General features: G+C 28.4%; 14 protein-coding genes. All 14 read left to right on the plus strand.

What is annotated here, in order from left to right:
• Positions 1 to 3 precede the first annotated feature (3 nt).
• The 14 genes from minD to EK368_RS04655 all read left to right on the plus strand — a co-directional run bounded on the left by minD (position 4) and on the right by EK368_RS04655 (position 13704).
• On the plus strand, positions 4 to 798 hold the full coding sequence (minD, locus tag EK368_RS04590; RefSeq protein ID WP_129596866.1) for a septum site-determining protein MinD: 795 nt from the start codon (positions 4 to 6) through the stop codon (positions 796 to 798).
• 18 nt (positions 799 to 816) lie between these two features.
• Complete coding sequence (gene minE, locus EK368_RS04595; protein WP_129596868.1) at positions 817 to 1092, plus strand: cell division topological specificity factor MinE; 276 nt, start codon at positions 817 to 819, stop codon at positions 1090 to 1092.
• A gap of 229 nt (positions 1093 to 1321) precedes the next feature.
• The gene (rodA, locus tag EK368_RS04600; RefSeq protein WP_202976427.1) at positions 1322 to 2428 is read left to right on the plus strand and encodes a rod shape-determining protein RodA; all 1107 of its coding nucleotides are present in this window, start codon (positions 1322 to 1324) and stop codon (positions 2426 to 2428) included.
• Positions 2429 to 2450: 22 nt separating this feature from the next.
• Positions 2451 to 2855: a methylglyoxal synthase gene (gene mgsA / locus EK368_RS04605; RefSeq protein WP_129596871.1), complete on the plus strand. Its 405-nt coding sequence runs from the start codon at positions 2451 to 2453 to the stop codon at positions 2853 to 2855.
• 73 nt (positions 2856 to 2928) lie between these two features.
• Complete coding sequence (locus EK368_RS04610; RefSeq protein WP_129596873.1) at positions 2929 to 3963, plus strand: FAD:protein FMN transferase; 1035 nt, start codon at positions 2929 to 2931, stop codon at positions 3961 to 3963.
• 87 nt (positions 3964 to 4050) lie between these two features.
• On the plus strand, positions 4051 to 4779 hold the full coding sequence (locus EK368_RS04615) for a M23 family metallopeptidase (protein WP_129596875.1): 729 nt from the start codon (positions 4051 to 4053) through the stop codon (positions 4777 to 4779).
• Between the two features lie 15 nt (positions 4780 to 4794).
• A complete protein-coding gene (locus EK368_RS04620) occupies positions 4795 to 5673 on the plus strand; it encodes a M50 family metallopeptidase (protein ID WP_129596877.1) in 879 nt (292 codons plus the stop codon).
• Between the two features lie 91 nt (positions 5674 to 5764).
• Positions 5765 to 7609, plus strand: a complete 1845-nt coding sequence (locus EK368_RS04625) for a TIGR03960 family B12-binding radical SAM protein (RefSeq protein ID WP_129596879.1) — start codon at positions 5765 to 5767, stop codon at positions 7607 to 7609.
• Entirely contained in the window at positions 7602 to 8309 is a 708-nt protein-coding gene (locus EK368_RS04630) for a TIGR03936 family radical SAM-associated protein (protein ID WP_129596880.1), read from the plus strand. Before EK368_RS04625 ends, EK368_RS04630 begins: the two co-directional genes overlap by 8 nt.
• 22 nt (positions 8310 to 8331) lie before the next feature.
• On the plus strand, positions 8332 to 9810 hold the full coding sequence (locus tag EK368_RS04635) for an Rne/Rng family ribonuclease (protein ID WP_129596882.1): 1479 nt from the start codon (positions 8332 to 8334) through the stop codon (positions 9808 to 9810).
• 122 nt (positions 9811 to 9932) lie between these two features.
• Entirely contained in the window at positions 9933 to 10277 is a 345-nt protein-coding gene (gene rplS, locus EK368_RS04640; RefSeq protein WP_129596884.1) for a 50S ribosomal protein L19, read from the plus strand.
• 143 nt (positions 10278 to 10420) lie between these two features.
• On the plus strand, positions 10421 to 11290 hold the full coding sequence (gene ylqF / locus EK368_RS04645; RefSeq protein ID WP_129596886.1) for a ribosome biogenesis GTPase YlqF: 870 nt from the start codon (positions 10421 to 10423) through the stop codon (positions 11288 to 11290).
• A gap of 149 nt (positions 11291 to 11439) precedes the next feature.
• Entirely contained in the window at positions 11440 to 12210 is a 771-nt protein-coding gene (locus EK368_RS04650; protein WP_129596888.1) for a ribonuclease HII, read from the plus strand.
• A 3-nt stretch (positions 12211 to 12213) separates the two neighbouring features.
• Positions 12214 to 13704 (plus strand): hypothetical protein, encoded by a 1491-nt coding sequence (locus EK368_RS04655; protein WP_129596890.1) that lies wholly within the window; start codon positions 12214 to 12216, stop codon positions 13702 to 13704.

Below are 13704 nucleotides of genomic sequence, written 5' to 3' on the forward strand. Positions count from 1 at the left end.
AAAATGGGTGAAGTAATTGTTATAACATCAGGAAAAGGTGGAGTTGGAAAAACAACTACTACTGCTAATATTGGAACAGGACTAGCTTTGGAAGGCAAAAAAGTGGTAGTAGTAGATGCAGATATTGGGCTTAGAAATTTAGATGTAGTAATGGGACTTGAAAATAGAATTGTATATGATATTGTAGATGTAGTAGAGGGTGTATGTAGGTTAAGACAAGCATTGATTAAAGATAAAAGATACGATGGATTATTTTTGCTTCCTGCAGCTCAAACAAAAGATAAAAATGCTCTTAAACCTGAACAAATGCAAAATCTTTGTAATGAATTAAAAGAAATTTTTGATTTTGTTTTAGTAGATTGTCCTGCAGGGATTGAACAAGGATTTAAAAATGCTATTGCAGGAGCCAATAAAGCTTTGGTAATTACTACTCCTGAAATATCAGCTGTAAGAGATGCAGATCGAATTATAGGATTGTTAGAAGCAGCTGAATTAAGAAATCCTCAATTGGTTATTAATCGACTAAGAATTGATATGGTAAAAAAGGGAGATATGATGAATATTGAGGATATGATTGATATATTGGCCATTGATCTATTAGGAGTTGTTCCTGATGATGAATACATTGTAATATCTACAAATAAAGGCGAACCTGCTGTAACGGATTCTAATAATATGGCAGGACAAGCTTATAGAAATATTACACAACGTATTTTAGGGGAAGATATACCATTTCTTGAACTGGAAGGACAAGAAACTTTCTTGTCAAAAATAAGAAAGTTATTTGGAATGAAATAAGAAAGGGGAGAGAAAAGAATGGACGTTTTTAAACTTTTTAGTAGAGATAGCTCTTCCAGCAAAAATGTTGCAAAAGAAAGACTAAAATTAGTACTAGTACATGACCGAACACATTGTTCTCCTCATTTTTTAGAAATGATTAAAGGAGATATATTAAATGTAATTTCTGATTATATAGAAATTGATGAAGTGGGGCTGGATATAAAGATTACAAAGACAAAGAGAAGTATAGACAATGCAATGATTCCTGCACTCATTGCAAATATTCCTATCAAAAAAATGAAGACAAAATAAATACTTTAAAAAGTCTACATTGAAAAAATTTCAATGAAAGACTTTTTTATTTTGTAATAAAGTATAGAAATATAAAAGGATAGATAGTTTCAGAAGCTTTAAATCAGTATAGTAAATATTCATATGTGAAAAATTTTATTACGATATTTGTCATAAAATGAGATTTATGTTGAGTAAAAAAAGACGAATGTGATATAATCATAATGAAGTATGTTAAAAGAGGTGTACAATGATAGATAAAAAATTAATCAAGCATATTGATGTAGGAGTTATTATTCTTGTTGTATTGTTATTTTGTATTAGTTTAATGATGATTAGTAGTGCAACACATGTTATACAAAATGGAATTACAAGACAAATGAGAGTACAATCTATTTCCTTTTGTTTAGGTATTATTGTGGTATTGCTTATTTTGTTTGTGGATTATAATACTTTTTCAAATTTTCAAAAGCATATTTATATTGCTTGTATACTATTACTGTTATTAGTATATGTACCTGGAATTGGAAAAGAACAGTTTGGAGCAAGAAGCTGGATTAATTTAGGACCTATAGATTTTCAACCTTCTGAAGTGGTAAAAATAGGATTTATTCTTTCTTTTGCAAAATTTTTAGAGGATAAACAAAATAGACTAGATACCATAAAAGATTTACTTCCAGTAGGTGCATATGCAGCTATACCCTTGCTGTTAATTTTAAAAGAACCAGATTTAGGAAATGCTTTAGTAATTATGATTATTATATTTGGAATGACATTTATTTCAGGCTTAGATTATAAACTAATTGGGAAAGGAATATTAGCAGGTACTATTTCACTACCACTAGTTTATAAATTAATGAAACCTCATCAAAGGGTTAGAATTGATGCTTTTTTAAATCCTACTGATCTAAGTCTTCCAGGGAATTATCATGTTATACAATCTAAAATAGCTATTGGATCAGGACAAATGATAGGGAAAGGATTGTATCAGGGAACTCAAAATAATTATAATTTTTTACCTGTACAAGAATCTGATTTTATTTTTGCAGTTTTAGGAGAAGAATTTGGATTCATAGGAGGATTTATTATTCTTATTATTTATTTTTTATTTTTATATAAAATGATTAAGATTGCAAAAAATGCAAAAGATTTATATGGGTGTTTAATTGTTGTAGGAATCACATCTATGTTTGCTTTTCAAATTTTTGAAAATATAGGAATGACTATGGGAGTCATGCCTGTTACAGGAGTAACTCTTCCTTTTTTAAGCTATGGAGGAAGTTCCTTGATGACAAATATGATTGCAATTGGAATTGTCTTAAATATAGGCATGAGAAGGCAAAAAATAAATTTTTAAAATGGGTGAGGAGAAGATAAACATGAAAATTGCATTAGTTGCACATGACAAGAAAAAAGAAAGTATGGTCAATTTTACTATAGCCTATCAAGATACTTTTAAAAAGTATGATTTAGTATCTACAGGTACTACAGGGAAAAAAATCCAAGAGGCTACAGGATTAAAACTCACAAGATTTAATTCAGGACCTTTAGGAGGAGACCAACAAGTAGGAGCAGAAATTGCTCAAAATAAAGTAGATTTGGTAATTTTCTTAAGAGATCCTCTTACTGCTCAACCTCATGAGCCAGATATATTAGCTTTACTAAGATTATGCGATGTTTATAAAATTCCAGTAGCAACCAATATTGCAACAGCAGAAATACTCCTTCGAGCTATGGAAAGAGGAGAATTCCATTGGAGAGAAATTATTCCAAAATATGAGTAATAACCTTGTAACTCCCAATACTATTGTATTAGGAGTTCAAAAAATTTTTGAAATAAAATATGGAGTGAAGAAGATGAATAAAAAAATTGTTATAGGGATTTTATATATTCTTACTACTTTAATTTTTTTATCTGGATGTAGTAAAGAATTAAAACCTGTTGAAGAATCTAGTTATATGCTAGGAACTTATTTGACGATTAAACTTTGGACAGATCATGAAGAAGAAGGCAAGGAGATCATAAAAAAATCTTTTGATAGAATCCAAGAAATAGAAAAAAAAATGAGTGTAAATCTAGAAGATAGTGAAATTAATAAAATCAATCATGCATCAGGAGAAGATTTTATAAAGGTAAGTAAAGATACAAGTGAAGTTTTAAAAAAGTCACTAAGTTATGCAAAAATATCAAGGGGAGCATTTGATCCAACCATTGGTAAATTAGTACAATTATGGGGAATTGGAACCGACAGTGAAAGAGTTCCTTCTCGGGAAGAAATAGAAAATGCATTAAAATATGTGAATTTTCATAGGATTAAGGAAAAGAATGATGATAGTTTTCAATTGCAAAACAAAGGAATGCGTCTTGATCTAGGAGGGATTGCAAAAGGATATGCCGCGGATGAAGTATATAAAATATTAAAAGAAAAAAAAATAGAACATGCAATGATTAATTTAGGTGGAAATATATATGCAGTAGGGAATAAACTAGACGGATCTTCTTGGAAGATTGGAATACAAGATCCACTACAAAAAACAGGTACACATATGGGATATTTAGAAGTATCTAATCAATCTGTTGTAACGTCAGGAAATTATGAAAGATTTTTTGTTCAAAATAATGAAAGATATCATCATATCATAGATCCACATAAAGGATATCCAGCAAAAAATGGAGTCATTAGCGCTACTATTGTTACAGACAAATCTATGGATGCAGATGCATTATCTACAGCCACTTATATATTAGGGGTAGATGAAGGAATGAAGCTTATAGAAAGCCTAGAGAATGTAGAATGTATACTCGTTACGCAAAGTCAAGAGGTATATGTATCATCTGGATTGAAAAAAAAATTCAATATTATCAATGAAAAATTTCACTTAAAGGACTAAACCAAAAGTTTTAGTCTTTTTATTTTTGTAATATTTCCTCTCCTTTTAAAATACAATGATAGTATCATCAACATAAGGAGGGAAATTATGAATCCATTATATGAGCCTAGGAATTTCAATAGGCAAAAGAATATGCCTTATATGAAAAAAAAAGATCAACCAAAAAATTTTTATAGTAGAATTTTAAAAAAAATAATATTATCTATTATTATTGTGTTACTTATTATATGTATTAAGAATATGAATACACCTCTTACAAACAAGGTAACAGATATAATTAAAACTTCTCTTAATCATGAAATAAATATAAAAAATGCGGCAAAAAAAGTAGTAATTTATACAAAAAAAATACCTAAAGTACCAGATAAAGTAGTAAGTGTTTTTGATAATTTGTCCAAAAGTGAAAATTCAAAATATAATTTTGTAGTTCCTGTAAAGGGCAATATTATTTCTAATTATGGAGAAAATATAGAACCTGTTTTGAATACGAAAACATTTCAAAGAGGAGTGGATGTAGCGGTTAAAGAGAAAGAGGATATTGTATGTATAGGAGATGGAGAGGTTGTAGAAGTTAAAGAAGGAGAGAGTTTGGGTAAATATATAAAAATAAAACATAATACGAATATATTTTCTTTATATGGAAATTGTTCAGAGGTTTATGCAAAAAAAGGTGAAAAAATACAAAAGGGACAGATCATTGGAATCATTCATAAACCAAAAGAAGTAGAGAATACTTATTTGCATTTTGAACTTTGGGTGGATGGAAAAGTAGTAGATCCAACTACGTATATCCCGTTTGACAAAAAGATGCTCTAATAAGGTGGTATATGAATGAGGATTATAAGAATATTCGGAGTAGATATTAAGATCAATCCTTTATTATCTATTGTTTTTTTTGTATTTTTTTTATTGGGATACATTGAAAACTTAATTATATCTTTATTTATTGTTTTATTGCATGAAAGTGCCCATATGATGGTTGCAAAAAAATTTGGATATGAATTAAGTAGCATTGAACTTTTTCCTTTTGGAGGAGTGGCAAAAGTAGAAGGAGAGGTGGCTATACACCCAGCCCATGAAATATTTATTGCATCAGCAGGCCCTTTTTTAAATTTATTAATGGCTTTACTAGGGTATGAATTGTATGATATAGGAAAGTATACTCATGAATTATTTGTTTTTTTTATTTTATCGAACTTTATAATTGGTACATTTAATTTGATTCCTATATTACCATTAGATGGAGGACGCATCGTAAGAGCTTATTGTGCTTATTTTATAGGAATTAAAAAAGCTACTAAATTAGTAGCACTTTTATCTAAGAGTATAAGTGTTATATTTTTTATTATAGGGATTTTATTATATAGATATAATCCATTTAATATTTATATATCTTGTTTGGCTGTCTTTTTATATATTGCTGCATGTAAAGAATATAAGATGGCAGCTTTTATTTTTATGAAAGAAATTAGTTTGAAAAAACAACACCTTCTCCAAAGAGGTATAGTACATACAAAACATTTGACGGCTTTAAAAAATACTCCTATTCAAGAAGTAATGAATGAGTTTATTCCAAGAAAGTATTATATGGTTATTGTTATGGATGAAAAATGCAATATGATAGGGATGCTAACAGAGAATGATTTATTTGAAGGTATGATAAAATATGGTGTAAATACCCCACTAGAAAAGTTGTTAATACATAAGTAAAATGATAAAATAGTAATACAAAAACATTGAGTATCAAAGAATACAAAAGTAGAGATAATACAAAAGAGAAGATATTTTTAGGAGGAAAAAGATGAATAGACCCAAATTAGAAGAATTACTGTTACAAGTAGAAAAGCCAGCAAGATATATAGGGCAAGAAATAAATTCAGCTAATAAATCCTTAGAGGATGTTTCTATAAGATTTGGATTTTCTTTTCCGGATGTTTATGAGGTAGGTATGTCTCATTTAGGAATGCATATTTTATACAATTTAAAAAACAAACAAAAAGATATTTTTTGTGAAAGAATATTTGCACCATGGATGGATTTAGAAAATCTTTTAAGGAAAGAAAATATTCCTCTATTTACATTAGAAAGTCACAGCCCTATTAAAGATTTAGATATGATCGCTTTTACACTTCAATATGAATTAAGCTATAGTAATATATTAAATATATTGGATTTAGGACAGATTCCTATTAAAAGTGAAGATAGACAAAAAGATTATCCTTTTATTATGGCAGGAGGACCTTGTGCCTATAATCCAGAACCTTTAGCAGAGATTATAGATTTTTTTGTATTAGGAGAAGGAGAAGAAGTGAATCTTGAGATACTAGAAAAATATAAAGAGTGGAAAAAAAGAAACACTTCTAAAGAAGAATTTTTAGAACAGATCTCACAAATCAAAGGTGTATATGTTCCAAAGTTTTATGATGTAAATTATCATGAAGATGGTACCATTGAAAAGTTTATACCCAAAGACGAAAGATATCCTAAAAAAATAACAAAAAGGATTATAAAAAATTTAGACGATGTTTATTACCCAGAAGAGGTAATTGTTCCCTTTACAGATATTGTGCATAATAGAGCTATGGTAGAGATTTTTAGAGGATGTACAAGAGGATGTAGATTTTGTCAAGCAGGAATGATTTATAGACCTGTAAGAGAAAGAAGCTTAGATAAAGTAAAGACTTTAGCAACAAATCTTTTAGACAATACAGGATATGAAGAATTATCTTTATCATCTTTAAGTACAAGTGACTATTCTCAAATAGAACCACTTATTGAGCATCTTATGAATGAAAATGAAAAAGACAAAGTAGGATTATCTTTACCATCTTTAAGACTAGATAAATTTCCGTTAGAAGTTATTGAGCAAATACAAAAGGTTAGAAAAACAGGACTTACATTTGCACCAGAGGCAGGAACCCAAAGACTAAGAGATGTTATTAATAAAGGGATTACAGAAAAAGATTTAATAGATGCTATGAAGGATGCTTTTTCTCTTGGTTGGAATAGTATTAAGCTTTATTTTATGATTGGCCTTCCTACAGAAACTTATGAAGATTTAGATGGAATTGTGGATTTAGCTTATAAAGTAATAAATCTTTATTATGATACTCCAAAAGAAAAAAGAGGAAAGGGACTGAAAGTAACGATTAGTACATCTTCTTTTGTTCCAAAGGCATGTACTCCTTTTCAATGGCATGGCCAAGACTCTATTGAAACTCTAAAAGAAAAACAATACTATTTAAAAGAAAAATTAAGACATAAAAACATAAAATATAATTACCATGAAACGAAAACTAGCTTTTTAGAAGGAGTATTTGCAAGAGGAGATAGAAAAGTTGGAAAGGTTTTAATGAAAGCTTGGGAATCTGGATGTAAATTTGATGGTTGGGGAGATTATTTTGATTATGAGAAATGGATGCAAGCTTTTGAAGATTGTAATATAGACCCTCATTTTTATGCAAATAGACAAAGAAATTATGAGGAAGTTTTTCCATGGGATTTTATTGATATTGGTGTGAGTAAAGAGTACTTAAAAAAGGAAAATGAAAAATCGAAAAAGGGAATCTTAACCCCTGATTGTAGAAAAGGATGTAGTGCCTGTGGTATTAATGAAGGAAGTCTAGGGGGTGTATGTAATGTATAAAATTAGAATTCGGTTTACAAAAAAAGAATGGATGATTTTTATTTCTCATTTGGATCTTTTAAGACTTATAGAAAGAGCTTTAAGAAGAGCTAAAGTTTCTTTATCTTTTTCCCAAGGATTTAATCCTCATCCAAAGATTTCTTTTGCTACAGCCTTAGCTTTAGGAGTATCTAGTGATGGAGAATATATGGATATAGAAGTAGAAGAAGAAATAGATTTACAATGGTTAAAAAAAACAATGAATGAAGAATTACCAGAAGGTATTGAAGTATTAGGATGCAAATATATACCTATCAAAAGCAAAGCTTTAATGGCTTTTGTAGAGTACTCTACGTATAGGGTAAGATGTCCTCTTATACAAAAAATAGAAGAGGATGACATAAAGAAGAGAATTGAAAACTTTATGAATGAAGAAGAAATATGGATAGAAAAGATAATTAATAAAAAAGGAAGAAAACAAAACAAATCTGTAAATATAAGACCTCTCATAGAAAAAATAGAACTAGCAAACTATGAAGAAGATAATTGTGTTTTAAAGATGATGCTAAAGACAGGAAGTCAAGGGAATATAAAACCAGATATAGTCATTGAAAAATTAGGAGATATATCTATAGATCTAACAAAGATACGCATTCATAGATTAGAATTATACGGTTTAGAGGATGAAAGAGTAGTTACACCCTTAGATGTAACTGTATGAGTACTGTAGGGGGTTTAGTAAAATGAAGGAAATTATTGTAGATGTTAGTTTAAAGCAGATAAGAGTTGCTCTTTTAGAAAATCAGCAGTTAGCGGAAATATATATTGAAATGGATCATTATAAAAGAGTAGTAGGAAATATTTATAAAGGAAGAGTGACCAATGTACTTCCAGGGATGCAGGCAGCATTTGTAGATATGGGACTTGAAAAAAATGGATTTTTATATGTGAAAGATGCAGTTCCTTATTCACAAGGAAAGAAAGGTGTACCTATTAAAGATGTTGTCAAAAACGGAGAAGAGATTGTTGTTCAAGTAACCAAAGAACCTATGGGAACAAAAGGAGCGCGAGTTACGACTCACTTGACTCTTCCAGGAAGATATTTGGTTTTAATGCCAGGAACTAATTATGTTGGAATTTCTAGAAGAATAGAAAAAGAAGATGAAAGAGAAAGACTTAGAAAAATAATAGAACAAATTAGACCACAAAATGTAGGCATTATAATAAGGACTGCTGGAGAAGGAAAAGAAGAAAAAGAAATAAAAGATGATTTAAAATTTTTATTAAAATTATGGCAAAAAATTGATAAAGAAAAAAAACTAGGGTTTGCTCCAAGAGTTATTTATAAAGATATGGATCTATTACATAGAACTGTAAGGGATTTATTTACTCAAGATATAGACCGATTTGTAATTAATGATAAAGAAAAGTATAAAAGTATTTTAGAGTTAGTAGAGTTAATTGATCCTAATTTAAAAGATAGAGTAAAATATTTGAATATAGATATGAATATTTTTGATCATTATAAAATTGAGTCCATGATTTCTGATGCCATTGCTAGAAAGGTATGGCTAAAAAGTGGAGGATATTTAGTGATAGATCAAACAGAGGCTTTAACAGTAATAGATGTAAATACAGGAAAATATGTAGGAAGTCTAGATTTAGAAGATACCATTACAAAGACGAATAAAGAAGCTGCACAAGAGATTGCAAAACAATTAAAACTTAGAGATATTGGTGGAATTATTATTGTGGACTTTATTGATATGAATCATGAAGATACGCAAAAAGAAGTTTTAGAAATTTTGCAAAAGGCTCTTTTAAAAGATCGAACAAAAACAAACGTATTAGGAATTACACAGCTTGGTCTTGTAGAAATGACTAGAAAGAAAATAAGAGGAAGAATTAGCTCTATCATGCAAAAACAATGTCCTTATTGTGAAGGAACTGGAAGAATTTTATCTGAATATATAGTAATGCAAAAGATAGAAAAAGAAGTAAAAAGAATTGCTATACATACAAATTCAGAAGGAGTTCTTGTTGAGGTATCACCTACTTTAGAAAAAATTCTTTCTACAGATGCAAAGGGATTTATTATTGAACTAGAGGATTTAACAAATATAAAAATATTTATTCAAAAAAATATACAAGTTCATGATGATGAATATGTAGTAAAAACCATGGGCAAAATAGAAAAAATACAAAATATGCTAAAAGAATAGAGTTATAATATATTTTTGTTGTATTGTTTCTTATAGTATGTTATAATCATTTTGGCAATACGGACGTTCCTCTGTTGTAACAAAAGATAATATGAACGTCTAGGAAGGAAGGAGGGACAACCATGGATATCATTAAAGCATTAGAGCAAGAACAAATCAAATCAGACATTCCTCAATTTAATGTAGGTGATACAGTAAAAGTACACTTGAAAATTAAAGAAGGAACTAGAGAAAGAATCCAGGTTTTTGAAGGTTTTGTTTTAAAAAGACAAAATGGTGGATTAAGAGAAACATTTACAGTAAGAAGAATTTCTTACGGAGTTGGAGTAGAAAGAACTTTACCATTACATTCTCCTAAAATCGAAAAAATCGAAGTAGTGAGAAGAGGTAAAGTAAGAAGAGCAAAACTTAACTATATCCGTGAGTTAAGAGGAAAAGCTGCGAAAATTAAAGAAAAAAGATTTTAGTAAAGGGGACTGTATACAGTCCCTTTATTACTATTTAAAAATAAAAAGGTATTTTTTAAATTTATATGATCAATAAATAAAAAATAATATATAAATTTGTAGAAATTGAAATAAAAAATAAAGTGTAGAAGAAGGGGTTATAAATGGAACAAATTAATTGGTACCCAGGGCATATGAAAAAAACAAAAGAATTAATTCAACAAAATCTAAAGCTTGTAGATGTAGTGGTAGAGCTTTTGGATGCAAGAATTCCTTTAAGTAGTAGAAACCCTCAGATTGATGATATTGTCTCTACAAAACCTAGAGTAATCATATTAAATAAAAGCGACTTGGCAAATCCAAATCAAACACGTAAATGGATGGAATATTTTAAAAGCAAAGGACTTTGTGCTATTGCTGTAAATACTATGAATGGATCAGGATTTAATGAATTGACACAATCGATTCATGATGCTTTTAAAGAAAAAACAGATAAAATGATAGAAAAAGGCATGAGAATCAGGCCAGTAAGAGTTATGATTGTTGGAGTACCTAATGTAGGAAAATCTTCTTTGATCAATAGATTAACAGGTAAAAAAAGTGCCAAGACTGGAAATAAGCCAGGAGTCACAAGAGGAAAGCAGTGGGTAAGATTAAAGGGAAATATTGAACTTTTAGATACACCAGGAATATTATGGCCAAAGTTTGAAGATCAAAATGTAGGTTTGAAGTTAGCATTTACAGGTGCAATCAAAGACGATATATTAGACATAGAAACTATTGCGTTAAGACTCATTGAATTTTTATCTGAAAACTATACTGATGATTTAAAGGAAAGATATAAATTAGAGAAATTAGATGAGCAAGGAATCGATAATATGGATAAAATAGCTAAAAAAAGAGGATGTATTATTTCAGGTGGAAGAATTGACTATACGAGAGTTGCCAATATTGTTATAGATGAATTTAGAGAAGGAAAAATTGGAAGAATTACTTTAGAAACTCCTAATGATTTTATAGAAACTATTGAATAAGTTTGTAAAAAAGGTACTATTAAATAAGTACCTTTCTTTAAATTATAGACAAAATCATAAAATTCTTCACTAAATTTTCAATAAATGTTCATCATTTTATGATTTTGCTAAAATATAATCTGTCAATAGAATGAAAGAGGGGTATAAATATGGAATTTAGTAATATGAGTGTAAAAGAAATTAATGACTTTATAAATAGTTTACCTATTGAAGAGGCTATAAAAGAAATGAATCAATTAAAAGAAGATAAAAGATCATCTGTTCAAAAAATTGCACAAAAGATAAATAAGCAATATAAAAACTATTTAGATGAAAAAGAAAGAGTAAAAAAACTTTGGAATTATGAAAAAAAAATAGGTTGTCATTTAATAGCAGGTATTGACGAAGCAGGAAGGGGCCCATTAGCAGGACCCGTTGTAGCGGCAGCAGTAATTCTGCCACATGATTTATTTATAGAAGGAATCAATGATTCTAAAAAAATATCAGCAAAAAAAAGAGAGCAGATCTTTGATGTAATTACAAAAGAAGCAATAAGCATAGGGGTAGGGATTGTAGATGAAAAGATGATTGATAAAATAAATATATTTGAAGCTACTAAATTAGCTATGAAAATTGCTGTTGAAAAACTTAATCCTTCTCCAGAATATTTATTAATTGATGCAGTAAAATTAACCGATATACATATAAATCAAATGAGTATAGAAAAAGGAGATGCAAAAAGTATCTCTATTGCAGCAGCCTCTATTATTGCAAAAGTTACAAGGGATAGAATCATGGATGATTTTCATAAGCAGTATCCACAATATGGATTTATTCATCATAAAGGATATGGAACGAAAGAGCATTATGAAAATATTCAAAAATATGGAATTCTATCTATTCATAGAAAAAGCTTTTTAAAAAATATAATGGGTGATTAGATTATGAAAATTAATGGAATGACTCCTAATTCTTCTAATGTAGGAGAAATATCTAAGGAAGTACAATTAAAAGTAGGACAAATCATTCAAGGAAAAATATGTGAAATCCTTGAAGATATGATTATGCTTAAAATGAGTAATGGTAAAATGTTATCAGCAAAGCTAGAGGTGGGACTTAGTGTAGAAGTAGAAGAATTATTAAAATTTCAAGTAAAAGAAGCAAATGAAAATCAAATACTATTAAAGCCTATTGTAGAAGGACAAAATAATATAGAGAATGAAACAGAAAATAAAATAATGGATGTATTAAAAAGTTTTGGAATGAAAGCTACAAAAGAAGAAATATCACTTATTCAAACTCTTATAAAAAATGAAATTCCTGTAACAAAGGAAAATGTAACAAGTTTTATGCAGATGAAAGGTGCTTTTCAAAAAATGGAGCAGATGCCTATTGATCTGTTTAGTAAAGATTTAAATATAGAGGAACCTATTTTAGAAGTATTTAAAAATATCATAAAATCACAAAATGATTCTTTAGAACAAAGTAATACTAAAAATTTGATAGAAAATAAAGAGATACTAGAGAATAATAGTTTCATAGAAAATAAAGATTCCATAGGAAATAAAAATTTTATGGAAAATAAAGAAAATACAGATCATAAAGCATCTCTACAAAAGCAAGACACTCCGAAAAATTTATTACAGAATGAAGAAAGTATAAAGTATAAAGATATAGGGATTAAGAATATGAATGATGAAAAAATTGTTTTTATATCTAAAAATAATTTAGATATAAATTTGGGAAATGCTATTCAATTAAATCGTATTCTTTATAAAGATAATCCTATGGGAAAACAAATAAATGATTTAATAAAGAATCTTTATGAAAATGAGAAAACAACTCCTTTGGCTAAGGAGATAGAAAATATATTAGGAAAAATAAAAAATATGGTTGAAACAAAGGACTTTAAACCTCAAGAAATATTAAAAGAATTGTACGTAAAATTAGAATCTATAAAAAGTACAGTAGAGGGTTTTGATAAGAAGGAAGGGATTTTAAATCAAATAGATCAAATTAAAGATGGATTAGATTTTATGAATAAACTCAATCAATCTCAAACTTATATGCAAATTCCTATTCCTATAGATAAAGAATATCAAAATATAGACTTACTAATTGTAAAAGATAATAAAAGCAAAAAAAAGATTGATCCCAATCATGTAAAATTATTAATCTCTTTAGATACAAAAAATATGGGACAAGTTCGTACACTTATTGATATTAAAGAAAAAAATATTACATGTAATTTTAAATTAATAGAAGAGAAAATGAAAGAAATATTTTTTAAAAATGAAGATCAACTAAAAGAATCTTTAAAAACATTAGGGTATCATAGTATTTATGTACAATACGGAATTTTAAATGAAGAAAGTATTGTAGGAGATTCAACTCCATCAAAGAAATTTACAAACTTTATTGATATGAAGGTGTAA

The organism is Anaerophilus nitritigenes (assembly GCF_004138215.1).
GTDB lineage: Bacteria > Bacillota > Clostridia > Peptostreptococcales > Thermotaleaceae > Anaerophilus > Anaerophilus nitritogenes.